Source organism: Pseudomonas sp. NFX5, from assembly GCF_049132125.1.
In the GTDB taxonomy this organism is placed as follows: domain Bacteria; phylum Pseudomonadota; class Gammaproteobacteria; order Pseudomonadales; family Pseudomonadaceae; genus Aquipseudomonas; species Aquipseudomonas marginalis.
The window spans coordinates 197674-223441 of the sequence record NZ_JAFMZG010000044.1 but is presented as its reverse complement, the minus strand read 5'-3'; the positions used below and the strand labels follow the sequence as shown (position 1 = coordinate 223441).

Annotated in this window: 19 protein-coding genes and 1 pseudogene; 8 read left to right on the top strand and 12 right to left on the bottom strand. The window is 64.3% G+C overall.

What is annotated here, in order from left to right; all coding sequences use genetic code 11:
• Window positions 1-6 precede the first annotated feature (6 nt).
• On the bottom strand, window positions 7-1548 hold the full coding sequence (locus tag J1N02_RS29000; protein ID WP_027606681.1) for an acetolactate synthase large subunit: 1542 nt from the start codon (window positions 1546-1548) through the stop codon (window positions 7-9).
• A 237-nt stretch (window positions 1549-1785) separates the two neighbouring features.
• On the opposite strand from J1N02_RS29000, the gene J1N02_RS28995 reads away from it, so the two are divergent.
• Window positions 1786-2544: an IclR family transcriptional regulator gene (locus J1N02_RS28995; RefSeq protein WP_065941646.1), complete on the top strand. Its 759-nt coding sequence runs from the start codon at window positions 1786-1788 to the stop codon at window positions 2542-2544.
• A 9-nt stretch (window positions 2545-2553) separates the two neighbouring features.
• On the opposite strand, the gene J1N02_RS28990 is transcribed toward J1N02_RS28995, so the two are convergent.
• The 3 genes from J1N02_RS28990 to J1N02_RS28980 form a co-directional block, all read right to left on the bottom strand.
• Window positions 2554-3879, bottom strand: coding sequence for a hypothetical protein (locus tag J1N02_RS28990; protein ID WP_421148139.1), 1326 nt, complete (start codon window positions 3877-3879; stop codon window positions 2554-2556).
• Window positions 3880-3882: 3 nt separating this feature from the next.
• Entirely contained in the window at window positions 3883-5313 is a 1431-nt protein-coding gene (locus J1N02_RS28985) for an aldehyde dehydrogenase family protein (RefSeq protein WP_421148138.1), read from the bottom strand.
• A gap of 91 nt (window positions 5314-5404) precedes the next feature.
• Window positions 5405-6853, bottom strand: coding sequence for an APC family permease (locus J1N02_RS28980; protein ID WP_421148137.1), 1449 nt, complete (start codon window positions 6851-6853; stop codon window positions 5405-5407).
• A gap of 328 nt (window positions 6854-7181) precedes the next feature.
• On the opposite strand from J1N02_RS28980, the pseudogene J1N02_RS28975 reads away from it, so the two are divergent.
• A pseudogene (locus tag J1N02_RS28975) lies at window positions 7182-8375 on the top strand (HAMP domain-containing protein); the annotation flags it as partial.
• 102 nt (window positions 8376-8477) lie between these two features.
• A complete protein-coding gene (locus J1N02_RS28970) occupies window positions 8478-9233 on the top strand; it encodes a methyl-accepting chemotaxis protein (protein WP_421148292.1) in 756 nt (251 codons plus the stop codon).
• 212 nt (window positions 9234-9445) lie between these two features.
• Here J1N02_RS28970 and J1N02_RS28965 read toward each other — a convergent pair whose 3' ends face one another.
• Window positions 9446-10894, bottom strand: a complete 1449-nt coding sequence (locus tag J1N02_RS28965) for an APC family permease (RefSeq protein WP_027606687.1) — start codon at window positions 10892-10894, stop codon at window positions 9446-9448.
• A gap of 223 nt (window positions 10895-11117) precedes the next feature.
• Window positions 11118-12086 carry a helix-turn-helix domain-containing protein gene (locus J1N02_RS28960; RefSeq protein ID WP_027606688.1) on the bottom strand — a complete coding sequence of 323 codons (969 nt, stop codon included), beginning with the start codon at window positions 12084-12086 and terminating at the stop codon, window positions 11118-11120.
• 191 nt (window positions 12087-12277) lie between these two features.
• Between J1N02_RS28960 and J1N02_RS28955 the strand changes: the two genes are divergently transcribed.
• The 3 genes from J1N02_RS28955 (at window position 12278) to J1N02_RS28945 (ending at window position 15782) form a co-directional block, all read left to right on the top strand.
• Window positions 12278-13654, top strand: coding sequence for an aspartate aminotransferase family protein (locus J1N02_RS28955; protein WP_065927426.1), 1377 nt, complete (start codon window positions 12278-12280; stop codon window positions 13652-13654).
• A gap of 27 nt (window positions 13655-13681) precedes the next feature.
• Window positions 13682-15136 carry an aldehyde dehydrogenase family protein gene (locus J1N02_RS28950; protein ID WP_098479422.1) on the top strand — a complete coding sequence of 485 codons (1455 nt, stop codon included), beginning with the start codon at window positions 13682-13684 and terminating at the stop codon, window positions 15134-15136.
• Between the two features lie 82 nt (window positions 15137-15218).
• Entirely contained in the window at window positions 15219-15782 is a 564-nt protein-coding gene (locus J1N02_RS28945) for a cytochrome b (protein WP_065941653.1), read from the top strand.
• 76 nt (window positions 15783-15858) lie between these two features.
• Here J1N02_RS28945 and J1N02_RS28940 read toward each other — a convergent pair whose 3' ends face one another.
• The 6 genes from J1N02_RS28940 to J1N02_RS28915 all read right to left on the bottom strand — a co-directional run bounded on the left by J1N02_RS28940 (window position 15859) and on the right by J1N02_RS28915 (window position 21992).
• Complete coding sequence (locus J1N02_RS28940; RefSeq protein WP_051429377.1) at window positions 15859-16794, bottom strand: FecR family protein; 936 nt, start codon at window positions 16792-16794, stop codon at window positions 15859-15861.
• Window positions 16791-17300 (bottom strand): sigma-70 family RNA polymerase sigma factor, encoded by a 510-nt coding sequence (locus J1N02_RS28935; protein ID WP_065927404.1) that lies wholly within the window; start codon window positions 17298-17300, stop codon window positions 16791-16793. Before J1N02_RS28935 ends, J1N02_RS28940 begins: the two co-directional genes overlap by 4 nt.
• Window positions 17301-17528: 228 nt before the next feature.
• Window positions 17529-19076, bottom strand: coding sequence for an MFS transporter (locus J1N02_RS28930; protein ID WP_146476285.1), 1548 nt, complete (start codon window positions 19074-19076; stop codon window positions 17529-17531).
• Window positions 19077-19090: 14 nt separating this feature from the next.
• Complete coding sequence (locus J1N02_RS28925) at window positions 19091-20308, bottom strand: cytochrome P450 (protein WP_092484620.1); 1218 nt, start codon at window positions 20306-20308, stop codon at window positions 19091-19093.
• Window positions 20308-20985, bottom strand: coding sequence for an HAD family hydrolase (locus tag J1N02_RS28920; protein ID WP_065941656.1), 678 nt, complete (start codon window positions 20983-20985; stop codon window positions 20308-20310). Before J1N02_RS28920 ends, J1N02_RS28925 begins: the two co-directional genes overlap by 1 nt.
• Window positions 20982-21992 (bottom strand): ScbA/BarX family gamma-butyrolactone biosynthesis protein, encoded by a 1011-nt coding sequence (locus J1N02_RS28915; protein ID WP_421148136.1) that lies wholly within the window; start codon window positions 21990-21992, stop codon window positions 20982-20984. Before J1N02_RS28915 ends, J1N02_RS28920 begins: the two co-directional genes overlap by 4 nt.
• Before the next feature lie 400 nt (window positions 21993-22392).
• On the opposite strand from J1N02_RS28915, the gene J1N02_RS28910 reads away from it, so the two are divergent.
• Complete coding sequence (locus J1N02_RS28910) at window positions 22393-25077, top strand: TonB-dependent receptor domain-containing protein (protein ID WP_421148135.1); 2685 nt, start codon at window positions 22393-22395, stop codon at window positions 25075-25077.
• A gap of 18 nt (window positions 25078-25095) precedes the next feature.
• Window positions 25096-25755, top strand: a complete 660-nt coding sequence (locus J1N02_RS28905; RefSeq protein ID WP_027606698.1) for a class II aldolase/adducin family protein — start codon at window positions 25096-25098, stop codon at window positions 25753-25755.
• The last annotated feature ends 13 nt before the right edge of the window (window positions 25756-25768 follow it).

Below are 25768 nucleotides of genomic sequence, written 5' to 3'. Positions count from 1 at the left end.
ACTCCTTCACAGCGCCATTTCGATCAGGCAAGGGCCACGGTCGGCCTTGGCATTGGCCAGGGCCCGTTGCAGTTCGGCATTGGTCTGGACCGTGCAGGCCGGTACTCCGTAGCCTTTGGCCAGGGCCTTCCAGTCGATACGCGGGTTGTCGAGCACGGTCAGGCGCAGGGCCTGGGGGTCCATTTCGGTCATGCCGAAACGGCGCAGCTCGTTCTGCAAAATCGCGTAGCGATGGTTGGCGGCAATCAGGATCACCACCGGCAACTGCTCGCGTGCGATGCTCCACAGGGTCTGGATGGTGTACTGGGCACTGCCGTCGGATTGCAGGCAGAACACGCTATTGCCGCGTTCCGCCAAAGCGGCGCCGAAGCCCACCGGAATCCCCTGGCCGATCGCGCCACCGGTATTGGTCAATACCCGATGCCGCGCGGCGCGGGCGGAGGCGGTAAAGAACGGGTAGCCGCAGGTGCCGCCCTCGACCGAGACAATGCTGTCGTGGGGCAGTGACGCAGCGAGCACTTGGCCGATCGACTGCGGTGTCAGTTCGGCATGGCCGGGCGGCAGTTCGATGCCCTCCGGCGTCGGCACGTAGGCCGGTGCAGCCAGGGCATCGGCCAGCGCCGTCAACGCGCCGGCGACATCGTCACCGACCTCGGCCAGGCTCAGCAGGCGCTCACGCTCGGCGAGGCGCGACGGGATGCCTTCGTAGCCAAAGTAACTGATGGGCTCCGGCACGCCTGCACAGATGACCAGGTCGTACTGCTCAAGGATTTCAATCGCCACTTCCGGGAAATACGGCAGGCGATCCAGGTCGGGCAAGCCACCGCCACGGTAGCTCAGGCGCGGAAAGGTCTCGGCAAACAGGCGCACGCCGGGCAGTTGCGCCAGGCGTCCCGCCGCTTCCAGGCCCGCGACCGACAAGCCCTCATCGCCGACGATAAACACCAGCCGCTGGCCGTCACGCAATGCCTGCGCCACGGTTTCGACCCGGTCACCGGCAAACCGACGAACCGGTGCGCGCAGAGGGGCGAATACACCGTTATGGGTCACTGCGTGGGCCTGCAGGTCCATGGGCAGGATCAGGCTGGCGATCTGGCCTTTGGCCTGCCAGGCCGCACGCACGGCTTCCTGCAGATCCTCACCGATACCGGCAGCGGTGCGCGAGGTGCGCACCCAACCGGAAACGGCACCGGCCAGGGCCTGGATGTCGCTGGCCAAGGGCGGATCGTAGTTGACATGCCAGGAGGCGTGATCGCCGATGACGTTGACGATCGGCGTATTGGCCCGACGCGCGTTGTGCAGGTTGGCGATGCCATTGGCAAAGCCCGGCCCCAGGTGGGTCAGGGTCATGGCCGGCTTGCCGGCGATCCGGCCATAGCCGTCCGCAGCCCCCGTGCAGACCCCTTCGAACAGCGACAACACCGGCTTGAGAGCAGGTGCGCTGGCCATGGCGGCCACCAGGGGAATCTCGGTGGTCCCGGGGTTGGCGAAGCAGTACTCGATACCGCTTGCCGCTGCCGCATTCACTATCAGTTGCGCACCATTCATTTTCAGCCCTCTTGCTTGAGCATTTGCAGTGATGAGATTTATCACATACAAATCCGCAACCAACAAGCATTTTATGTTTGTTTTTCTCATTAAGTGAGATTTATGCGACTTAAACACCCTTAAAATCTAACCCGCGATTGCGTTTTTCTCTCACTGCGGTAGTGTTGCGCCAGCGCTTGGGCAACCGGCTCCCCGTGGGGACGCCACAAGCGCCCTTCCCTTTCTTTTAGGAACACAATGAGCAGCCTGAGCAAATTGCTGAGCATCCTCGACCTGTTCGGTCCGCAAATGCTAAAGATCGACCCCGACACCATTGCCGAGCGCATGGGCCTGTCACGGGCGACCGTGTACCGCTACGTCAAGGATTTGTGTGACGCCGGCCTGCTGACCCGCGTGGACGCCGGCAGCTACGGCCTGGGCCCGCGGGTCATCGAGCTGGACTGGATGATGCGCCAGTACGACCCGATCCTTCTCGCCGGGCGCGAGCTGATGCACGAGCTGTCGGCGCAAACGGGCCTGGCGGTGTTCGCCAGCGTGTTTTACGACGGGCGCATCATCAACACCTACATCGCCGAACCCACCGACACCTATCACTTCGCGTTCGGGCGCGGGCAACCGCTGCCGTTTTTCCGCGGGGCACAATCGAAGGTCTTGATCGCCTTCCAGAAAGGACGCCGCCTGCAACGCCTGTTCGACGAGCACATGGCCAACGACCCGGACAGCCCGTATGACTGGGCGGGCTTCTCCAGGGCCGCGAAAAAAATCCGCAAGGACGGCTACTGCCTGACCCACGACGAACTCAACCTGGGCCTGACCGGTATCGCTGCGCCGATCATCCAGGCGGACCTCGACGAGGTGGTCGGCAGCCTGTCGGCCGTCGGCACCACCCAGAACTTCAAGCTGCTGCGCCAGGAAACCGTGATCGAAATGGTCATGGACACCACCCGGCGGATTGCCGAAAACATGCGCAACCCGCCGAGCCACACCGCCCCCTAGGCGTCATGCTCAGAACGGCACGGCCAGCGTCAACTGGCTGTACAGGTTGGTGCCGTTGCCGCCGACCTGGTTGCCCCCGGTGGTCGCGTCCTGCCTGGGTGTGTACAACCCCACCAGCGGGGTGATGATCAAGTGCGGGTTGACCGCCCACTCGGCGTACACATCCAACTCACGGCCATCGAGGTTCAACGCGTTGCTTTTGCGCACGGTGGCGTAGTCGAAATACAGCGCGCCCAGGCTCAGGTTTTCCAGTGGGGTTGCCTTCAGCCCGACATGGTGGATGCGGGTATTGGTGTTGAACGGCCCGGCGTAATTGCCGGCCACTTCGCCCTGGAACCAGGTGCCGTAGCCCGTGCTCTGGCCGGTGAACAGTGCATCCCAGTTCTGCGAATAGCGGGTGTAGCGATACGTCACCTTGGGCGCCCAGGCGATATCGGCGAAGGTGTAGCCCGCTTCGCCGTACCAGGCTTTTTCTGGCCCCGCGTCCTTGTCCTGCCAGGCGTACTCGAAGGCCAGGCTGACGTTGGGGATGCCCGCATCGCCCTCACCGCGCACGCTGTAGACATTCATGCCCTTGCGCTGGCGTTGAAAGTCGCTGGCCCATTGATCGTTCACGTCCAGGCCGTGCACCCAGGTCAAGCCGAGCGTCCCCGGCCGGGCGGTGTAGTCCAGGGTCGCGGCGGCCAGTTCGGTTTCGGCCTGGATACGGTTATCGGACTTGAGCCACAGCACACTGCCGTGCAGGCCATCCTGCCCCCCCAGGCGCACCACCGCGGTTTGGTCGAACGCGTGCCGGGCCGCCAGGTAGTAGGCGCCCCCACGGTTCAAGGTGCCATCCGCCGGGCCCTTGCCCGGGTTCAGCCCATCGTCGTTGATCAGGAACCCTCGGCCGACCTTGACCACCTGGCGCCCGCCGGAAATATCCACGCCGTCTTGACCGAGCGCCGGGAACAGATCGCCGGAGCGCCAGCCCAGGTAGGCGTCTTCAATCTTCGTGGTGCGCTCGGTGCCGAGGCTGTTGCCACCCGGATCGCCATCGCCCCACGTGGCGGAGCTGACCAGGGCAAATGCCCCGTAGGCGCGGCCAATGCCGCCGAGTGCCTGGTCGCCACTCAAGCCATACTTGATAAAGCCTTCACGCCAACTGGAGCCGCCCGGCGTGCCATCGTAGTTCTTGCGACTGTTGAACTGACCGAACACCGCGGTCATGTCGGCGTTGAGGTGACGGCTCTCATCGCTGTACAGCTCATAAGCGCGCACCTGACTGATAGCGCCGAGCGCCAGGGTGCACACAAGCGTGCAACCGAATACGGGATGACGGGATAGATAACGCATGGCTCAAACTCCTTCTTCGACAGCCTGCTTGCGCACAAACAACAGTTGCTGCCCCGTGAACTCCAGCAGCCCCTCCAGACCGAACTCGACACCGAACCCCGACATCTTGCTGCCGCCAAACGGCGTGTTCGGCTGGATCTGGGCGTGGCAGTTGACCCACGCCACACCACTCTCCAGGCGACTGGCCAAGGCCTGGGCCTGCTCGACATCCAGCCCCCAGACCGAGCCGCCGAGGCCCATGTCACCGGCATTGGCGCGCTTCAGGACATCCTCGACATCCCGGTAGGCAATCAACGGCAACACCGGGCCGAACTGTTCTTCGTCCACCAGGCGATGGCCGTCGGTCACGTCCGCCACCAGGGTGGGTGGATAGAAAAACCCGGGGTGGTCCAGACGCGCACCGCCGCACAACACCCGCGCACCGTTGGCCCGTGCGTCATCGACCAGGGCTTCCACCAGTTCCAGTTGCTCAAGGTTCTGCACCGGCCCGAAGGTGACACCGGCGTCCAGGCCGTCGCCCACGACCTGGCGCGCCGCAATGTGCATCAGCGCGTCGGCAAAAGCCTCGTACTGCGACTCATGGATATACAGGCGCTTGAGCGCAGCACAGGTCTGGCCCATGTTGAGAAAGGCCGCCTGGAAGATCGCCTCGGCCACCGCCTCCACCGGCGTGCCGGGCAACACGATGGCGGCGTCGTTACCGCCCAGTTCCAGGGTCAGGCGCTTGAGGTTGCTGGCGGCACCGCGCATCACGCTTTGCCCGGTGGCCGTGGAACCGGTGAACACGATCTTCTGGATCCCCGGGTGCGAGGTGATCGCACTGCCGAAGCCCTGCTCGCCGGTCACGCAGTTGATCACGCCACGGGGCACATGCCGGGCAATGATCTCGGCCAGGCCCAGGGTGCTCAGCGGCGTCAGGCTCGACGGTTTGCTGATCACGCAGTTGCCGGCACGCAGCGCCGGCATGATGTGCCAGACGGCGATCATGAACGGCCAGTTCCAGGGGGTGATCGACGCCACCACGCCCAAGGGTTTGCGGTGCAGCTCAATGCGCTGGGTGGGCGTTTCTTCCACCCGTTCCACCGCAATTTCCTGCCCGGCCGCGTAGCGGGTCCAGGCGGCGGCGCCCATGACCTCGGAAAAGGCCAACTCCAGCGGCTTGCCCTGTTCCAGCACAATCAGCCGGGCCAGTGATGGGGCCTCCTGCTCGATATCGGCGGCAATCGCCAACAAACGTTCACAGCGATCAGGGTGGCTGCTGTGGCGCCAGCTCTTGAAAGCCAATTGCGCGGCGTTCACCGCCTGGTCAAGTTGCCCCAGTGAACCGGCCGGGCATTGGGCGAATGCCGTACCGGCGGCCGGGTTGATCACATCGAACCGGCCTTCTTCACCGGCCACCTGGATCCCATCGATGAGCATTTTATAGTTGTGCATTTGAAACCTTCCTTTCACACGCTGGCGCGCCATGCCGAGCAACGGCAGGCTGCGATTGTCTGGTTAGTCGAGCGATAAAAACGCGGGGGCCTTAAAGCTTGTGGCTGCCCAAGGCCAGGAAGCGTTGCGGCGAGCTGTTGCGCAGTCGCGCGGCGAGCACGATGCCGATGATCAAGGCCGCCGGAATAATCGCGCAGAGGCTGTAGGACAGCAGTTGGCTGGCACCGGTCAGCACATCGAAATGCACCACCGCCAACACCAGCACCATCACCAGCGCCAGGCACGAAATACCGGGCAGGATCCGTCCACGCAGCAGCCCGACCTTAAGCTCGGGATGGCGATGAAAGTAGACGCACACCGACACCGAGGTCAGCGCCATCAACAGGATCACGCACAACGTGGCCAGGTTGGACAGCCAGGCAAACAGTTGCAGGATCGGATCGGCATCCATCGCGGCAAATATCAGCACCACGACCGCAGCGATCAAACTCTGCAACGCCGAGCCCATATGCGGGCTCTGGTGCACGCGATGGGTGGTGCCCAGCAGGCTGTGCAACAGGCCGTCGCGGCCGATGGCGTAGAAGTAACGCGCGGCGGCGTTGTGAAAGGCCAACAGCCCGGCATAAATACTGACCATGAACAGCACGCGGATGATCTGGGTCAGCTGCGGGCCGACAAAGTGGTCGGACATGCCATAGATAAAGGTGGTCGGGTCCTGCAGGGACTGCAGCAGCGGCACGATTTTGTCCGCCCCCACGCCCACCACCATCGACCACACCGACAACGCGTAGAAACCACCGATCAGCAACACCGAACAGTAGGTGGCAATCGGGATACTGCGCTTGGGGTTCCTGGCCTCTTCGCCGTAGATAGTGGTGGCCTCGAAGCCGATAAAGGCGGCGAAACAGAACAGCAAGCCGATTGACGGCGTACCACTGAACACATGACGACTGCTGAACGAGTCCAGGTTGATGCCGCTGTCGCCGCCGGACTTGAGGATGGCAAAGTCCAGGACCAGGATCGCCAGGTACTCGGCGATCACCACCACCGACAGCACCCGCGCCGACAGGTCAATCTTGCGATAGCCCAGGATCGCGATGCTCACCATCGCCATCGGCGAGTAGGCCCACCAGGGCAGCACCAGGCCGAAGGCGGTTTCCATGGTGCCACTGACCACACCACCGAACATCCCGTACAACCCGACCTGCAGGATGTTATAGGCAAACATCGCCAGCACCCCAGCGGCACCGCCCGCCAGGCCACCCAGGCCACGGGACGTGAACGCGTAAAAGCCACCGGCATTGGTCACGTGGCGCGACATGGTGGTGTAACCCACCGAGAACGCCAGCAGCACCAGCAAGGCCAGGATCAGCAACGCCGGGGTACCGGCACCGTTGCCCAGCATGATGCCGATCGGGAAGCCGCCGGCGATCACACTCAGCGGGCTTGCCGCCGATATCACGAAGAAGATGATGAAGCCCACACCCAGGGCACCACGCTTGAGCTCCGTAGAGCTGTTGACCGGGATAGATACACTCATGTTGTTGACCTTATTGTATGAGGCAGTCGCTTTTGGGTTGGCCCGACCACACCGCATCGGCACCGGTTAGCGTTTTGTTTTAGTTGCGCGCTGAATTTGATCCTATGCCCGCCCTGGAACGGCTCGCTATCCCAAATCGGTAGCATCCAAAGCCCCGCCCCAAAACAGGTCGGGGCCGCCCGATCCCTCCTCGCGCTGTTGCCGATTTGGGATAGCCGCCCGGCCTGTCATGCCCGCACCCTAGCCTCACCCGTGCTATGCGCGGATGCCGGCAACAAGAATAAGAACGTGCCCATCACCGCCAACGCCCCCGTAGGAAGCCCCAGCCATGCGTCCAGCCCATCTCACCCTCCAATGGCGTATCACCCTGCTGAGCGGACTTTGCCTGCTGGCAGTCGTGGGCGCGCTGATTGGCGCCAGCGCCTACCAGAATCAAACCAGTGCAAAGCTGCTCAAAGAGCAGAGCAGCGCGTTGCTGACACAGGCCGCGCTGGAACGCTTGCAGGCCCAAGCCGTGGCTCATGGCCAACAGGTGGAGCGGTTTTTCAATGAAACCGCGCTGTATGGCGAAGGGTTCGCCCAGCAGGTTCTGCAACTGCGCGAGCAAACCCTCAATGGACGCCTGACGGTCGTGCAATTGCGTCAAGCCCTGGTCGGCATCGCCCGAGAAGCCCTCAGGCAGCGCGAAAAAGTCCTCGGCCTGTACGTGATCATGCTGCCCGATGCACTGGCCGGCAGCGACGCCGACTGGCGCGACCAACGCGCCCTGGCCGGGAATGAAACCGGGCGCTTTGCGCTGTACTGGTCCCAGAGCCAGCCGGGTCAACTGGTGCAGGAGGTGTTGAGCGAGGCACAAATCGCCGCCAACACTGCGCCCCCCGGCAGCGCACCGGCAAACGCCTGGTACGCTTGCCCTCAGGCGCAACGACAGGTGTGTGTGGTCGAGCCGTACACCATCGAAGTGGAAGGCCATAAAGCCCTGATGAGCAGCATTTCCATCCCCCTGATCGTCGACGGCAACGTGCTCGGCGTGGTGGGCATGGACATCAGCCTCGACACCTTGCAGAAACTGGCCGCCAACCTCAGCCAGGACCTCTACCAGGGCGACAGCCAGGTCACCCTGGTGTCGGCTTCGGGTCAAGTGGCGGGACGCAGCGGCGATGTCGCGGGGGAAACCCTGGACATCCGCCAAGCCGTGCAAACGGCAGCGGGCACTCCAGCCTGGCAACTGCAGATCAAGGTCCCGCAGGCACGGGTGCAGGCGTCCGCCCGGCAGATGCAGAGCGAACTGGACGACAAAAGCCGTGAGTCCAATTGGCTCAACCTTGGCCTGGGCATCCTGGCCAGCAGCCTTGGGATGCTGCTGATCTGGCTGGCGGCCTACGGCGTGACTCGCCCATTGCTGAAGATGGCCGAGCTGCTCGATGCCATTGTCGAGGGCGACGGGGACCTGACCCAGCGCCTGCCCCTCGGGCGACGCGACGAGCTGGGCCGCCTGGCCAATGGTTTCAACCGTTTCCTCGACACCTTGCAGCCGATTATTCGCGCCATCCAGACCGCGTCCCTGGACACCCGCGACAGCGCCGACACCTCCTCCGGTATTGCCCGCGAAGTCAGCGCCGGCATGCAGCGCCAATACCGCGAAGTGGAGCTGGCCGCCACCGCGTTGCACGAAATGAGCGCCAGTGCCCAGGAAGTGGCCCGTCACTCCCACAGCGCCGCCGACGCCGCCACCGCCGCCGAAAACGCGAGCCGCTCAGGCCAGGCGGTGTTCTCCACCACCGAACGCAGCATCGAGGCCCTCGACCAACGCCTGGAAACCACCCTCCAGCAAGTCAACGCCCTGGCCGACAGCAGCAACCAGATCGGTCAGGTACTGGACGTGATCAGCGCCATCGCGCAACAGACCAACCTGCTGGCGTTGAATGCGGCCATCGAAGCGGCCCGGGCCGGCGAACAGGGTCGCGGTTTTGCGGTGGTGGCCGATGAAGTCAGGCACCTGGCCAGCAACACCCAGAGTTCGGTCGAACAGGTACGCACGGTGATCGAAACGTTGCAACAGCTGAGCCAGGCGGTGGTGCACAGTACCCAACTGAGCCGCGAGCAAGCGGGCGGCAGCGTGCTCCAGGTGCAACAGACCCGGGTTGCGCTGGGGCATATTTCCCAGGCCGTGGATGTGATCGAACAAATGAATCAGCAGATCGCCAGTGCGGCCCTGGAGCAGAGCAGCGTGGTGGACGATATCAGCCATCGCGTCAGCGACATCCGCGGTATCAGCGAAACACTCGCCGGGCGCATGCACGAGGCGTCGCAGGCCAGTGACGCATTGCATCAGATGGCCAATCACCAACAACAGCTGGTCGGGCATTTCCGCGTGTAATGGCGTGCCGTCTGACTGAGCTGCAGTGGCCGCCTTTCAACTCTCCAACATTGAGTTAACCCATGATTTATCCACGCCGCTGGCTGATCCTCGGGATTATTTCCAGCGGGGCCTACTCGGCAGGCGTGGTCATTCCAGCCTGGTTGACCCTTCGACAGCCTTGACCACGCGCTGCTGGTCAGGCTGAGCAGGCAGACACCACCGCCCACGCCTTAAAGCTTGTGGCTGCCCAAGGCCAGGAACCGCTGCGGCGACGCCTTGCGCAGCCGCGCCGCGAGGAATACACCGCCCAGCAACGCCAGGGGAATGATCGCGCAGAGGCCGTAGGACAGCAGTTGGCTGGCACCGGTCAGCACATCGAAATGCACCACCGCCAACACCAGCACGGCCACGAGCGCCAGGCACGAGAAACCGGGGAGGATCTGCCCACGCCAGAGCCCGACCTTGAGCTGCGGATGGCGCCGGAAGAACACCAGCACCGCGGCCGAGGTCAGCGCCATCAGCAGGATCACGCACAGCGTGGCCAGGTTGGACAGCCAGGCAAACAGCTGCAGGATCGGATCGGCATCCAGCGCTGCGAAAATCAACACCACCACGGCCGAGATCAGGCTCTGCAAGACCGAGCCCATATGCGGGCTCTGGTGCACCCGATGGGTGGTGCCCAACTGGCTGTGCAACAAGCCGTCACGGCCGATGGCGTAGAAGTAACGGGCGGCGGCGTTGTGAAAGGCCAGCAGGCCGGCATAGATGCTGACCATGAACAGCACGCGGATAACCTGGGTCAGTTGCGGGCCGACAAAGTGGTCGGACATGCCATAGATAAACGTGGTCGGGTCCTGCAAGGCCTGCAGCATCGGCACGATCTTGTCCGCACCCACGCCCACCACCATCGACCACACCGACAACGCGTAGAAACCGCCGATCAGCAACACCGAGCAGTAGGTCGCAATCGGAATGGTGCGCTGCGGGTCCCGGGCTTCTTCACCGTAGATGGTGGTGGCCTCGAAGCCGATAAAGGCGGCGAAGCAGAACAGCAGGCCGATTGACGGCGTGCCGCTGAACACATGGCGGCTGCTGAACGAATCCAGGTTGATGCCGCTGTCGCCACCGGACTTGAGAATGGCGAAATCCAGGACCAGGATCGCCAGGTACTCGGCGATCACCATCACCGACAATACCCGCGCGGACAGGTCGATCTTGCGATACCCCAGGATCGCGATGCTTGCCATCGCCATCAGCGAATAGGACCACCACGGCAGCACCAGGCCGAAGGCGGCTTCCATGGTGCCGCTGACCACCCCGCCGAACATGCCGTACAAGCCGACCTGCAGGATGTTATAGGCAAACATCGCCAGCACCCCGGCCGCGCCACCGGCCAGGCCGCCCAGCCCACGGGCGGTGAACGCGTAGAAACCGCCGGCATTGGTCAGGTGGCGCGCCATGGTGGTGTAACCCACCGAGAACGCCAGCAGTACCAGCAAGGCCAGGATCAGCAACGCCGGGGTGCCCGCGCCGTTACCCAGCATGATGCCGATGGGGAAGCCGCCGGCGATCACACTCAGCGGGCTTGCCGCCGATACCACGAAGAAGATGATAAAGCCCACACCCAGGGCGCCACGCTTGAGCTCCGTGGAGCTGTTGATCGAGTTGGATACACTCATGCTGTTGACCTTATTGTATGAGGCAGTCGCTGTAGGATCGGTGCAGCCGGCTGTCGACCGGTACCGAATAGCTTGTCGTTCTTGTTGCACGCTGGCATCGATCCTATGCCTGCCCGACAGCGTGCCGGTATCCCAAATCGGTAACGCAAGCGCCCACGGCGAAACACCTGCACATCCCGAGCGGACGACGCAGGCTGATTCAGATCTTGCTAAAGGCTTGGGTTCAGGCGCGCACGTTGCCGGTAATGGCGGCGCGGGTCGTGTGGGACGGCAACTGCGCGAACAGCTCCTGGTACTCCGCGGCAAAATGGCTCAGGTGATAGAAGCCCCACTGGGCGGCGGCATCCCCAATCGACAGCTCGGATGCCCGGGTAGACATCAAGGTTCGGCGTACGCCGTTGAGCCTCACTGAGCGCAGGTAATTCAGCGGTGTGGTCTCGGCGACCGAGCGGAAGCTGTTCTGCACCGTGCGCCGACTCACCTGGAGACGCTGGCACAAATCGATCACGCTGGGCACGTCGATCATTTCGGTCGTGGCCAGGCGATGACATTTCTCGACGATAAAGCTGCGCGTGGAACTGGGGCTGCGCTGCTGCTTGTCACAGGCCGGGTCGGTCATCAGTTGCAGCAGCTCGCCGAGCATGGCCTGTTCCAGCGCCGACTCACGCTCGCGCGTGTAGTCGAGGTCATCGTTTACCAGGGCCTCGGAGAACAATGCCAGCAATCGACGCCGGGCCTGGACGAAACGCTGGGGAGACACCTTTATCACCGGTTGGCGCAGCAACCGATTGAGTTCTTTCGCCGACGCCGTCTGTTCCAGCGCCTCTTCGAACAATTCACGCTCAAAGGTAATGGACAAAAGCTCCATGCCCATCGGCATATGGAACATGAACTCCTCTCCACCGTGGAGGAAGAACAGGCTGCTGTCATCCACCTCGCGGCCCTGCATGCGAACCGAGCCGGGCACATTGATCGGCACCGCAAAGCACATCTTGTCGCGAGGCGCCACGCCGTTCTGCACCACACGCTGGTTGATCTGCTCGAGGAACAGGTGGCAACCGGTCGTCGTCAGTTGCATCAGCGAACTCTCGGCCGAACCGGCGGTGAGCTGGCTGTAGTCCTGGCTCCACTGTTGGATGGTGGCTGCGTGGACGTGGATATCGCGGAAATGGCTGATCGTCTGGTTTTTCATTGGGGGGTGTGCCTCTACCAACATTCTTGTTTTTAGATCGCCGATGCCTTTGATACTCGCACATCGGTCACATCCTGCAAATTGTTTATGCGCTGGAATGCCCGCGTCTCATGTGCCGATTCGGGCTACCGGCCGGGAACCCGCGGCGGAGATGATCGGCACACTTAAATCGACATTCCAGAGAGACCGTCATGAGTGAAGCCAACTTTCAAGCCCTGCACTTCGCGGATGCCCCGCACATTGTCTCCGGCACACTGCCCGGCCCCAAGACCCGCGAGGCCCTGGCGCTGTCGGCGCGCACCGAGTCGATGGCACGCGGCGGCGGCCGCATGCCGGTGGCCATGGACCGCGCCTTCGGTGCGACCTTCAAAGACCCCGACGGCAACACCTACATCGACCTGTCCGCCGGCGTCGGTGTCAGCAGCGTCGGCCGCTGCCACCCCAAAGTGGTGCAGGCGATTCGCGAACAGTCCGAAGTGCTGATGCACGCCCTGGAAATCAACAGCACGCGGCGCACCGAATTGGCGGCCAAGCTCTCCGAGATCGCCCCCGATGGCTTGCGTGGCGACTGCGTGACCTTCTTCACCCAGAGCGGCAGCGATGCGCTGGAGGCCGCGATCAAGTTTGCCCGGCGCATTACCGGACGCCACCAGATCATCGCCTTCCATGGCGGCTACCACGGCGTGTGGCATGCCTCGGGCGCGCTGACCACCGGCACCGCCTACCGCAAGGGCTTCGGTGCCCAGATGGGGGGCGTGATCCACGCACCCTACCCGTACGCCTACCGTTTCCCCTTCGACACCACCCACAAAAGCGCCGAGCAGATCGCCGGCGAGTACATCGACTACCTGTTGAACACCCCCTATACCGCCGCCGATGACGTGGCGGCCGTGATCGTGGAGCCGGTGCAGGGCGAAGGCGGCTACGTGCCACCCTCGCCGGAATTCCTGCAATTGCTGCGCCAGGCCTGCGACCGCAGCGGCACATTGCTGATTGTCGATGAAGTGCAATCCGGTGCAGGACGCACCGGCAAGATGTGGGCGGTCGAACATTCCGGCGTGAAGCCCGACATGCTCACCTTCGGCAAGGGCATCGGCAGCGACCTGCCCATGGCCGGGCTGATCATGCGTTCGGACCTGGCGGCCAAGATTCCCGACGGCTCGATGCCCAACACCTTTGCCGCCAACTCGTTGTCGGCGGCCGTGGCGTTGACCAACATCAGCATCCTGCAGGATCCACAACTCGACCTGCTCAACCGCGCCCACACGTTGGGGCTGGAAGCCCAGGCGCATATTCGCGGCTTCAACAGCCCGCTGGTCGGCGAAGTGCGCGGGCGCGGCCTGATGATCGGTATCGAACTGGTCGAGGATCCGCTCACCAAGGCGCCCCTGGCGGGCGAAAAGATCGGCCAGTTGATGGGCTACCTGCTCAACCACGGCGTGCTGATGATCCCCTGCGGCCGCTACAGCAACGTGATGCGCGTGATGCCCTCGCTGACGATCTCCCGCGAACTGTTCTTCAAGGCCCTGGACATCTTCGGCGACGCCCTGGCGTCCCTCAAGGCGTGAGCCTGCCCACTACTCGAGGACCGCAACATGACTGAGCACTTGAATCATTTCATCGAAGGTACGCCCTGCGAAGCCTTCGACCGGCGCCGTTTCGACCTGGTCAACCCCGTGACCGAGCAGGTGTATGGCAGCTCCGCCCGTGGCACCCGCGAAGACGTGGAACGTGCCGTGGCGGCGGCACGCCACCAACTGGAAAGGGGCGACTGGAGCCAACTCGGCGGCGCCCAGCGTGGCCGACTGTTGGCGAAACTGGCCGACCTGGTCGAGCGCGACAGCGAACGGCTGGCCGATCTGGACGCCAATGCCATCGGCCGCTCGCCCATCGAACCGCGCCGGATGGACCTGCCCAACGCGATCGCCAACCTGCGCGCCGCCGCCGGCTGGGCCAATCAGCTCGAAGGTCGCACCATTCCCACCGGCGGTTACTTCGGCACCAAAACCCTGTCGTACACGGTGCGCGAGCCCGTCGGCGTAGTCGGTGCCATCGTGCCCTGGAACTCGCCGCTGATGATCACCGTGTGGAAGCTCGCCGCGTTGCTGGCGGCGGGCTGTACCGTGGTGGTCAAGCCTTCGGAGGAAACCCCGCAGTCGGCCCTGCACCTGGCGCTGCTGGCGCAGGAAGCCGGCTTCCCGGACGGCGTGATCAACGTGGTCACCGGCTACGGCAACGAAGTCGGTCGCGCCCTGTGCGAGCACCCGGATGTGGCCAAGATCAGCTTCACCGGCAGCCCCGAGGCCGGGCGTGAAATCCAGCGCACGGCCGGCGTGCTGTTCAAGCGCGTGGCCCTGGAACTGGGCGGCAAGAGCCCGCAGATTGTGTTCGACGATGCGTCCTTCGACGATGCCCTGCGCGGCTGTGCACTCGGCCTGTTCGCCAACCAGGGCCAGGTGTGTGCCGCCGGCTCGCGGATCCTGGTGCAGCGCAGCCTCGCCGAGCGTTTCGGCGCCGCGCTGGCCGAGGCCGCACACGCAGTGAACGTCGGCGACCCGCGCGAGCCCGGGGTACAGATGGGCCCGGTGGCCAAGAAAGCCCAGTTCGATCGCGTCAACCGCTACATCCAGCGGGGCATCGACCAGGGGGCAACCCTGCTGGCCGGCGGCGTCTCGACGCCCGAGCAAGGCTGGTTCGTGCGCCCGACGATCTTCGCCAACGCCCGCAACGACATGGACATCGCCCGGGACGAGATTTTCGGGCCGGTCGGCACGCTGATCACGTTCGACAGCGAAGACGAAGCGATCGCCCTCGCCAACGACAGCACCTACGGCCTGGCGGCCACGGTCTGGACCGGCGACCTGGCCAGGGCGCACCGTGTGGCGGCGGCGGTAAAGGCCGGCGCCGTCGGTATCAACTGCTGGAGCCCGCTGGACGCCAACCTGCCTTGGGGCGGCGTCAAGACCAGCGGTATCGGGCGTGAAGGCGGGTTCAGCGGCGCGCTGGCCTACACCGAGGAGAAAGTCATCACCGTGCTGCTGCCGGCCTGAGCACACGCGCTGTCCTGACCGAGCCACCCTCCAACGTCGAGGGTGGCCATTCCACCGTGCATCGCTCCCTGGAGAGCTTGATATGAACCCAATGGATCAACCGACAATCGATCGCTACCCGACGTCCCTGCGCCTGTTGCACTGGCTGCGGGCAGTACTGGTGCTGGGCCTGCTCTGGGCAGGCTGGCATATGACCGGCATGAATGATGAGGTGGCGAGCAAATTCGAGCTCTATTACCCGTGGCACAAGTCCTTCGGCGTGTTGACGTTCCTGGTGGTGCTGACTCAGCTTGCCGTGCGCTTTCGTACCCCCAGGCTGCCGCAGCCACTGGAAACCCTGGCCGGATATGAACGCTTCCTGTCACGCCTGACGCAGCGCGTCATGTATGTCCTGCTGGTGATCGTGCCGTTGATGGGGTACTCCATGTCGAGCACCTTTACGATGAGCGACGGGGTGTTCTTTTTCGGGGTCAACCTGCCGGAGCTGTTGCCGAAGAATGACGATTGGTTCGTGGTGTTCCAGTGGCTGCACAAAGTCCTCGCCTACACGCTGCTGGTGCTGATCGTGCTGCATGTCGCAGGCGCCCTCAAGCACCGCTTCTACGACCGCGATCCGCGCAACGACGTGCTGCGCCGCATGCTCTGAATGAATGGTGCAGGCAAGGGACATGAAATAACCCCGGCAGCCAGCGTGGCGGAGTGGTCTTCAGCCCCCCATGCGCCTAGGCCCGCGCCCCGATCAACACCAGCACCCCACCCCACTGCGTCACCCTGATCGGCAAGCTTTGCTCCAAGGCCTCCAGGGTCTGGCGCGCATCATCCAGCGGGAACCGGCCACTCACGCGCAGCTGCGCCACCGCGGCATCCAGGCGCACGATGCCCTTGCGGTAGGGCCGGATCGCCTCCACCACGCTGGCCAGTGTCTGGTTGCGCACCACCAGCCAGCCGTCGAGCCAGGCGGTTTCGGTGGCGGCCATGGGCACTTGGGTGAGGATGCGCTGGTGGTCGAACAGCGTGCTCTGGTGCATGGCCACCCGTTGCTGGGCACCGCCGTCGAAGTGCAGCACCGCATCGGCATCCAGGGTGACCAGGCGCATCGCGCCGTCCTGTTCACTCAGCATCAGGCGGCCCGTGGTGGCACTGATATGGGCGGCGCGGGTCTTGACCTGCAGCGGACGCAGCAGGTTCACCAGCATTTCGCCGGTGCGCAGTTCAAGGCTGTGCGCGTCCCCGGCCTGCGTCGAGACCACCTCGCTGCGGGCATTGAGCTTGAGGGTGCTGCCATCGGCCAGTTGCCAGCTGCGACGCTCGGCGGTGCCGGTGGCGTAGGTCTGCCCCGCGTCTTCAAAACGCCAGCCCCACCCCGCGCCCGCCGCCAATCCCAGCGCGCACAGGCTGGTACGCAGGAATGCGCGACGGCTGTTGGGTTGCTCCAGGCTGCGCAGCAACTGCGCGCTGGAGCGCCCGCGCCAGGGTGAGGCCTTGAGCTGATCGAGACCGGCGAGCAGTTGCGCGTATACCTGGCGATGATGGGCCGAGGTGCCCCGCCATTCATCCAGCGCCTGCTGCTGGGCGGGGCTGAAGTCGCCGGACTGGATCTGCACCAGCCAGCCGATGGCTTCCTCGGCCACCGGGTCGTTCAAAGGCTGTTTGCTCACTCGCTCAACCCCAGGTAACAGGCGCGCAGGGCCTGGGTCATCAATTGGTGGATGCGCCCCAGGGACAGGCCCAGGCGTTCACTGATCTGCGTGTAGGTCATGCCGTCCAACTGGCTGTGCACGAACACCGCCTTGGCTTGCCCCGACAGGCCGTCCAGCAGTCGGTCGATGGCCAGCAGGCTCTCGATCAGAATCAGTTGTTCCTGGGGCGATGGGTGCACGTGTTCGGGCACGTCGGCCAGGATCTGCAAGTAAGCTTTTTCCAGGTCGCGCCGGCGCCAGCTCTCGTACATCAGGCGCTGGGCGATGGTGGTCAGCAGCGCGCGCGGTTCGCGAATGGCCGTGGGGTCGGGCAGCATCCACACCTTGAGGAAGGTCTCGGCGGCGATGTCCTCGGCGCTGTGGCTGCAACCGGTGCGGTACGACAAACGCGCGCACAACCAGCTGTAGTGCTGCTGGAAAATCTGGCCGATAAGGCGGGTCTTGAGCAAAGCATTCGGGTCCATAGGTCCATAATCTTCATGGACTGCACACGCCAGCGGACAAGTGGTGGTGGGCCTGTCGGTTTGAGGTAGACCTGCGTCCGGGCAGGTGAGTCCAGTTTGCCCCAGGGGGCTTCACCAGATAAAAGAATAAAAAAAGCCATCAAGCTGCATTTTTTGCATAACCTTCGGCGCTTTTACGGGCACGCCAAAGTACCGCCTGCGGCTGTCGCAGGCGGTACGGCGCGTGGCTCAGTGCGTGGCCAGTTGCGCCTCGCTGCGTTCCTGTTCGCGCAGGGGGCGCACCAGCCAGGTGACCACCACGGTCAGCACCAGCAGAATCACCGCCAGCGCCCAGAGCACGCCGTGGAAGGCGCTGTCATAGCCGCCGATAAACAGGCTGTGCACCGTCGCCGCTTGCTCCGCGCCCAGGGTTTGCAGGGACCCGGTGAGGTTGCCGGCGGCGACGTCATCGATCCAGCGTTGCAGGGTCGCCGGGTCGGGCGCCAGGCGGCTCAGCGTGCCGCGCAACTGGCTGTCGAGCAAGGTCGCCAGCAGCGAGCCATACAAGGCCACCGCAATCGCTTCACTGCCCAGGCGGAAGGTGTTGAGCAGGCCCGCCGCCATCCCAGCCTTCTGCTCCGGCACCGTCTTGAGCGCCAGGCCATCCACCAGCCCGGCCGACAGGCCCATGCCAATGCCCACCAGCAACAGCGGCACTGCCAGTTGCCACAGCGCCACACCGACCTGGCTGACCAGCGCCAACGCCACCACACCGACCAGCAACGCAATCAGGCTGGCCTTGAGAATGCCGATCGCCGACACCCCGCGTGCCGCCCACTTGCCCGCCAGGATCGGGCAAAACAGCATCGGCACCGTCAGCAGCAACATCGCCAGGCCCGCATGGGTCGCGCTCAATTGCAGCACGCCGAACAGGTAGCTCGGCAGGTACGTGAGCAAGGTCACAAAGCCGAACGACGCCGCCACGGTGACCAGCGCCAGGCCGACAAAGGGCCCGCGCGCCAGCAGCGACAGGTCGAGCATCGGCTGCAGGTGGCGACGCTCCTGCCAGGTAAACACCGCCAACAGCACCACGGCGACCGCCACCAGGCCGAGTACACCGCGGCTGCTCCAGCCCCATTGCGAACCCTGCACAATCGCCACCATCAGCGCCAGCAATGCCAGCACAAACAGCGTCGCCCCCGGCACATCGAAGCGCGCGGTGCGTTCAGCCAGCACGCCATCGCGGGTAATCAACGGGCTGCCCAGCAGCACGATCACCAGGGTCACCCCATGGGCCCAGAAAATCGCGCGCCAGCCGACGCTGTCCAGCAGCAGGCCGGACAAGGTCGGGCCCAGGCTCACGCCCAGGCCGGCAACGGTGCCGAACAGGGCAAACGCGCGCAGCCGCGCCGGGCCGCTGAAGTGGGTGGACAAAATCGCGATGCCGCAGGAAAAGATCGCCGCCGCCCCGATGCCCGCCAGCCCCCGCGCCGCATCCAGCAGCCAGGCGCTCTCGGCCACGGCGGACAGCACCGAGGCCACCACGTACAGCGAAGCGCCGGCGACAAAACAGCGTTTGCGCCCGAGCCGATCCGCCAGCGCGCCCCACGCCAGGGTGAAGCAGGCAAACGCCAGGTTGAACGCATTGACCACCCATTGCAGGCTGGTCAGCGGCGCCTGGATGTCGGCGCCGATGGCCGGCAACGCGAGCGCCGTACCCGAGATGGAACTGGGCACGACGAAAATCGCCAGCAGGATGATGGTCAGTAGAGCCGTATCGGCAAAGGTCGTTTTCATGGGTCCTTCCAAGGTCAGGTTGAAGTGAAGCCGTGCACCGGCAAGCGGGCAGGACGGCGCAGGATGATGCCGTCGACCCAGGGCACCTGGTCCGCCGGCACCGCCAGGCGCAGGTTCGGGAAGCGCTGCACGAGGATCTGCAGCACCGTGGTGATTTCCAGGCGCGCCAGGGCGGCGCCCATGCAGTTGTGCATGCCGTAGCCGAACTGCAAATGCCGCGCGCCCTTGCGGTCCAGGCGAATCGCCAGGGGCTCGGGGAACGCCGCCGGATCACGGTTGGCGGCAAACGCATCGGCGTAAATGATGCTACCTGCGGGAATCAGCCCCCACGGCCCTTCCAGGTCGACGCTGGCCAGGCGCGGAAAGGTCGAGATGGTGCCCAGGGGAATCAGGCGCAGCAGCTCCTCGACCGCCTCCGGGATCAGCCCCGGATCGTCGACCAATTGCTGCCACAGCTCGGGGGCCGCCAACAGGGTGTACACCGATTTGGTCAGCACCGTGAGGATGTTCTGGTCGCCGCCGATCAATACCCCCAGGAGGATGCCCACCAGCTCCTTGTCGTTGAGCGGCGGCTCGCTGTCGGCACGGGTCGCGACGAAGCGCTGGATCAGCCCATCGGGATCGGTGGGCCGCGCACCGGTGACCAGGTCCGTCAGGTAGTTGTACACGCCCCAGAACTGGTTCAGCAGTTCCGGCACATCGGCGTCCGACGCCACCTGCACGGTATGGCTGAGGGGCCGGTAATACTCACGGTCACTCAAGGGGATACCGAGCAACTGGCAATCCACGGTGGCGGGGATGTGGTCAAGCACCTGGGCAAACAGATCGGCACCGGGCGCCTGGCGTTGCAGTACATCGAGGCGTTCATGGGTGGCGTGTTCCACCTTGTCGCGCAGCAACGCCACGCCACTGGGGCTGAAGTCCCGGGCCACCACCTTGCGCAGGCGACCATGGTCGGGGATGTCGTTGTTGAGCAGCAGTTCAGGCGGCGTGATGGTCGGCAAAAAGCTCGCGCCGTCTTCTTCGTTGCACGGCGCGCGTATCGCGCGGTTATCCAGCAGCAACGCCTGCACGTGTTCGTAACGGGTCAGGTGAAAGGCCAGGTGGCCGCTGGGCAGCAGAATCCTCGGCAGGCCATTGGCGGGGCTGGCAGGTTGATAGGCCGGCGGTGCATCCAACTGCGGGATGCGCGCCACGGTGACCTCGGGTCTGGCGATCACGGCGATATTCATCAGGCAGGCTCCACGGCAGGTTGCAACAGGCTGACACCGGTGAGGCGCTGCAGCTGGGCGAGCGCCTGGTGGTTGTCGATAAAGTGCAGCACTTGCCAGCCGAGCGCGGCGGCGGCTTCGATGTTTTCCGCGACGTCGTCGATCAACAGGCTGTGCTGCGGTGCGACGCCCGAGCGCGCAGTCGCCACCTGGAAGAACGCCGGCTCCGGCTTGCGGCTGCGCTCCTGGCTGGAATCGACAATCAGGTCCACCACCTCATCCAGGCCCACCATCGCCCGCCAATGCCGCTCCCACTCCACCACGTTGTTGGTGAGGATGCCGACGCGAAAACCGGCACGCTTGAGTGCGCGCACGGCGGCCACCAGCGGCGCATTGGCCGGCACCCCGGCGAACCATTGCGCGCCGAAGGTGTGCAGGTGAGCGCGGGATAAATCGACCTGCGGGTCACGGCGGCGCAGGGCCTGCGCCAGGCGCTCGCCCCACTCGCGCTCGGTGAGCAAGGCACTCTCCACCGGCGCGAGCATGGGCACGCCCAACTCATCGGCCACATCGCCCATGGCCTGTTGCAGCACGTGCGGGGCCAGGCCGGTCTTGACCTGGTATTGCTCGAACAGCGCAGGAATCGGCGGCGACAGCACCCCACCGAAATCGAACCAGATAAATTGCAGGTCGCTCATCGCACACCTCCCGCCACCAGGGCCAAGGGTTGGCTGGCGACCAGCGGCAGCAACTCGAGCTCCGCGGTGGCAATCACCGCGCCGCCCTGCTCGACCTCCAGCGCCAGGGTGATGCGACCGTGTTCGTCACGGGCCAGGGAGGTCAGGTCCGCACGCACCTGGGTTGGCAAACCAAACTCACCGAAGCGAGTGAACACCACATGGCAGCGGGATAACAGCAACTGCTCCGGGCCCACCTGCAACTGCCGGTCCGCCGCCACCAGCGCCAATTGGCGGAAGCCTTCGAGCAACAGCATGCCGGGGATATGGTCGAGGGGGTGGTCGAAGATCGCCGGGTTGTTCAGGTCGACGATCAGCGGCGCCACCAGCGTCGCGGCGCCCTGCTCCAGTTCACGGCCGAGCACCACATTGTTCAGCCAGTGACGCCCTACGGCGGATGGGCTCAAGGGTGGCGGCAACTGTGCCAATGGGTCGGCGTTGGCGGGAATCGCCGCCAGGCCACGGGCACGCATCTTGTTCCAGGCCGCGCCGCTCATCCAGCGAATGCTCATGCGTTCGTGGCGTGCAGCCACTTCGCCATTGATGCTCAGGGACATGTTCAGGGTCACGCCACTGCGCTCGCCGTGACGCAGGTATTCATCCACCACGTAGACATCGATCTCGGCGGATGCCGGACGATCCCCCACCACCAATAAACTCCGGTCGGTCACGCGGGTCACACTGTCCAGGTAGATAAACTTGTCCTGGGCACTGACGTCGAGGAACGCATGGGAGATATAAATTGACGCCTGGCGGAATACTTCCAGCAATAACAGCATGTCGTAGTGTGCGGCGCGGTGGGTATGTTCGCTGAAGTAACTGTGGGTGCGCGGTAGTTGGGCGCTGCAGCGAAAGTGTCCTTCCTTTACCAGTTCCGCGCCGGTCAGGAACACTTCGCTGACGGCGGCACGGTGCACCATGCTGCGCGGCACGGTGTTCTCGCAACGAATAGCCAGGGCTTCAGACATAGCAATCTCCTCCTTTGATTACCGCGAGAAGGCTAAGCTGAAACGTTTTTTCGCCACAACTGACCGAACGGCTAGGTCGTTGGACATGAACCTGTAGAACTTGCACTTCAGACATGGGCATCTGTCTCCTGATGAGCTTCTCCGTAAGCGTGCAGACCGCCGTACACGTTCATCGCGGTGAACGTTGTATGCTTTGCGCGGACAACCCGTTCTGGCTGTCAGTACCCTTGTGCAGATAGTCCCTTATATTTTCACTGCGCACTTAGACCCATTTGATCGAAGCTTATAAGCGCAACTAAATCATCTAGACACCCAACTAATCGTTCTAACTTGGTAGTGAAAATCCACACGCGAAGTTGCTCAAGGTCGTAAAGAACATCACGACCCGGAGCAGATTGGCATGTTGAAAACAGGATTCACCCTGGCGCCTTTGGCGTGTGCATTGGCCATGGGCGGGCTGACGCTGCCGAGCCTGGCGTTGGCGCAAAACGACGCGGCGACGGTACAACGGGTGATTGACTTCAATATCCCCGCAGGCCCCCTGGATGAGGTGCTGCTGAGCATCTCCCAGCAAAGCGGCCACCCTATCGCCTTCGACCCGCCGCTGGTGGAAGGCCGTGGGAGCCGCGCGATCCAGGGCCGACTGAGCCAGGAACAGGCGCTGGGCATTGCCTTGGGCGGCTCCCCGTTGGGCTTCAGCCAGACGGCCAGCGGTGCGGTATTGATCCATCGACTGGCCGACCCTGCCGCGGCGGCCAACAGCCAACCGCTGGCGCCACGCCTGAAATCCGTGGAGGTGATCGGCACCCGGCGCAGCGACGTCACCGCGCTGCAAAGCGCGGCGCCCGTGGATGTGATCAGCAGCGAGCAGTTGCAGCGCGCCGGCACCGATAACCTGGCCAAGGCCCTGGAAACCCTGGTGCCGTCAGTGAACTACCCGCAGGTCAACGGCACCGATGGCGTGTCGTCGCAGCGGCCGGTGTCGTTACGCGGGTTGGCGGCCGACCAGGTGCTGGTGCTGGTCAATGGCAAGCGTCGGCATGCCTCGGCGTTCGTCAACACCAAGGCCACCCTGGGGCGTGGCTCACAGGCGGTGGACTTGTCGACGATTCCCGTCAGCGCCGTCGACCATATCGAAGTGCTGCGCGATGGCGCCTCGGCCCAATACGGTTCGGATGCGATTGCCGGGGTGGTCAATATCGTGCTCAAGGAGCAGGACCACGGCGGCGCCGTGCAAAGCACCTTCGGCCAGTACACCAAGGGCGATGGCTTTCGCCGGTCGGTGGGGGGGTGGAGCGGTTTCACCTTGCCCGGCGATGGCTTTCTCACCCTCAGCGGCGAAGGCCTGCGCAGCGAACGCACCTCCACCGGCGGCACCGATGGCCGGCAGTTCTACCCCAGCGGCGACGCCCGTGAAGCGGATGCCGACCGCCATTGGCGCTACGGCTCGCCGGGCCTCGAGGACTGGAACCTGGCGCTGAACAGCGGCCTGTCCCTGAGCGACACGGTCGACCTGTACGGCTTCGCCACCTACCAGGACCGTACCGGCGAATCCCAGGCAACCTTTCGCCGGCCCATCGACCCCAACAACCTGGTGGCCGTGTACCCCAACGGTTTCCTGCCACTGCTCGACGTGCGCTCGCGGGATGCCTCGGTCACCGGCGGCGTAAAGATCCGCGATGAGCAACTCGGCAGCTTCGACCTCAGTGCCAACTACGGACGCAACCGCATCGACTATCACCTCAGCGATTCGCTCAACGCCAGCCTCGGCGCCGCCAGCCCGACGAGCTTCAATGCCGGGGCGCTGGTCAATGAGCAAACCAACGTCGGCCTCGACCATATCAAGGAATTCAAGGTCGGCTGGGGCGCGGGCCCGCTGGTGTTCTCCAGCGGCCTGGCGTGGCGCAATGAAGCCTATGAAGTGATCGCCGGTGACCTCGCCTCCTGGACCCACGGCAGCGCCCTGCCCGCCCGTGCCGGCGGCGCCCAGGGCTTCCCCGGCACCCAGGACAGCGACGAAGGCCGTTATGCCCGCCACGTGTTCGGCGGCTACCTGGGCCTGGAGCAGCAAGTCACCGACAAACTGCAACTGGGCCTGGCCGGGCGCAGCGAGCACTACGACGATTTCGGCACCACCAGCACCGGCAAGTTCTCCGCGCGCTACGACTTCACCCCGCAGTGGGGCCTGCGCTCGACCCTCAGCAGCGGCTACCGCGCGCCCACCCTGGGGCAGATCGGCACCTCGGCGACCCAGACCGAGTTCAAGGCCGGCGACCCCACCGCCTACCAGGTCGGCACCGTCAGCGTGAACACCCCGGTCGCCCGCGCCTTGGGCGCCAGTGACCTGAAGCCGGAAAAATCCACCAGCCTGTCCCTCGGCGTGGTCTGGCAGCCGCTCGAGCGTGCAAGTGTCAGCCTCGATGCGTACCACATCCGCATCAAGGACCGCATTGCCCTGTCGGAAACCCTCAGCGGCCCCCAGGTCAGCCAGATCCTCGCCAACCAAGGCTATGGCAACTACTCCGGGGTGAGTTTTTTCACCAACGCACTCGACACCAAGACCAGCGGCGTGGACCTCGCCGCCCACTATCGCCTGGACCTGGCCGACGCCAGCCAGCTGACCCTCAACGGCGCCTTCAACTACAGCAAGACCCAGGTCACCGACATCAAGGACAACCCCGGCCCACTGGCCGGCACCGGCATCACCCTGATCAATCGCGAAGCCCTGAGCTATGTGGAAAGCGCCTCGCCCAACAGCAAGCTGATCCTCGGTGCCGACTGGCGCAAGGGCGCCTGGCAGGCGAGCGTCAACACGATTCGCTACGGCACCTACACCCTCGACTCCAACCTTGGCGAAGCCCGCGACCAGACCTTTTCGGCGCAATGGGTGAGCAACGCCAGCCTGTCCTACGACATCAGCCAGGCGCTCACCCTGACCCTGGGCGGCAACAATATTTTCGACAGCTACCCGGACAAGATCGACGTGGCCAACCGCTTTGTCGGCGGGCGCGTGGCCTACCAGAGCATCTCCCCGGCCGGTGCCGAAGGCGCCTTCTACTACGTGAAAGCCGACTACCGCTTCTGACTCAACCAAGGAGTTCCCATGAGCTTTGATCCTGTGCGTTTTACCCAAGTGTTCGAACACGACTTTGCCCTGGCCAAGCAACTGCTGATCAAGCACCAGGTGTTGTCGAGCAATGAGGCGGGCAATATCAGCCTGCGTATTCCCGGCGAAGCACGGCTGGTGATCGCCTCGCTCAGCGGCGCCGACAGTGGCGTGGCGGCGATTGTCGATTTCGACCTGCAACACAGCCAGGGCAGCCTCACCGACAACCTCAAGGAAGTGGCGGCGCTGCACGTGGCGATCTACCGCGAGCGGCCCTTGGTGAATGCGGTGATTCACACGCACTCGCCGTATCTCACCGCCTTCGCGATTGCCGGGCGAGCGTTGCGCCCCCATGCCACGCAGTTGCTGGGGATTCTGGATGAAGATCAGGAGGTGCCGCTGACCGCATGGGGGCCGCGGTATGCGCCGGAGCCGGTGGTGGCGGCGTTACGTGAACATCCGCGTGCGCCGGCGGCGTTGCTGGCCAATCACGGGCCGTTTGCCTGGTCGGAACGGGACGTGCTGGCCGCGACACGGTTGTTGGTGAACCTGGAAGAAGCGGCCTACCTGACCTTCCTGGCGCAGCAGCTCGGTACGCCGCAGCCCTTTCCCAGCGGCGCGGCACAGCGGTCGCGCCTGGGCTGGAGTGCGACATGAGTGCGCTCGCCCA

Coding starts and splice junctions, on each gene's coding strand:
- J1N02_RS28950 (WP_098479422.1), top strand. CDS start 13,682: ATGACTGAGCACTTGAATCATTTCATCGAAGGTACGCCCTGCGAAGCC.
- J1N02_RS28980 (WP_421148137.1), bottom strand. CDS start 6,853: ATGAGTGTATCTATCCCGGTCAACAGCTCTACGGAGCTCAAGCGTGGT.
- J1N02_RS28955 (WP_065927426.1), top strand. CDS start 12,278: ATGAGTGAAGCCAACTTTCAAGCCCTGCACTTCGCGGATGCCCCGCAC.
- J1N02_RS28995 (WP_065941646.1), top strand. CDS start 1,786: ATGAGCAGCCTGAGCAAATTGCTGAGCATCCTCGACCTGTTCGGTCCG.
- J1N02_RS29000 (WP_027606681.1), bottom strand. CDS start 1,548: ATGAATGGTGCGCAACTGATAGTGAATGCGGCAGCGGCAAGCGGTATC.
- J1N02_RS28905 (WP_027606698.1), top strand. CDS start 25,096: ATGAGCTTTGATCCTGTGCGTTTTACCCAAGTGTTCGAACACGACTTT.
- J1N02_RS28910 (WP_421148135.1), top strand. CDS start 22,393: ATGTTGAAAACAGGATTCACCCTGGCGCCTTTGGCGTGTGCATTGGCC.
- J1N02_RS28985 (WP_421148138.1), bottom strand. CDS start 5,313: ATGCACAACTATAAAATGCTCATCGATGGGATCCAGGTGGCCGGTGAA.
- J1N02_RS28965 (WP_027606687.1), bottom strand. CDS start 10,894: ATGAGTGTATCCAACTCGATCAACAGCTCCACGGAGCTCAAGCGTGGC.
- J1N02_RS28935 (WP_065927404.1), bottom strand. CDS start 17,300: ATGGACCCGAATGCTTTGCTCAAGACCCGCCTTATCGGCCAGATTTTC.
- J1N02_RS28990 (WP_421148139.1), bottom strand. CDS start 3,879: ATGCGTTATCTATCCCGTCATCCCGTATTCGGTTGCACGCTTGTGTGC.
- J1N02_RS28920 (WP_065941656.1), bottom strand. CDS start 20,985: ATGAGCGACCTGCAATTTATCTGGTTCGATTTCGGTGGGGTGCTGTCG.
- J1N02_RS28925 (WP_092484620.1), bottom strand. CDS start 20,308: ATGAATATCGCCGTGATCGCCAGACCCGAGGTCACCGTGGCGCGCATC.
- J1N02_RS28960 (WP_027606688.1), bottom strand. CDS start 12,086: ATGAAAAACCAGACGATCAGCCATTTCCGCGATATCCACGTCCACGCA.
- J1N02_RS28945 (WP_065941653.1), top strand. CDS start 15,219: ATGAACCCAATGGATCAACCGACAATCGATCGCTACCCGACGTCCCTG.
- J1N02_RS28915 (WP_421148136.1), bottom strand. CDS start 21,992: ATGTCTGAAGCCCTGGCTATTCGTTGCGAGAACACCGTGCCGCGCAGC.
- J1N02_RS28970 (WP_421148292.1), top strand. CDS start 8,478: ATGCAGCGCCAATACCGCGAAGTGGAGCTGGCCGCCACCGCGTTGCAC.
- J1N02_RS28930 (WP_146476285.1), bottom strand. CDS start 19,076: ATGAAAACGACCTTTGCCGATACGGCTCTACTGACCATCATCCTGCTG.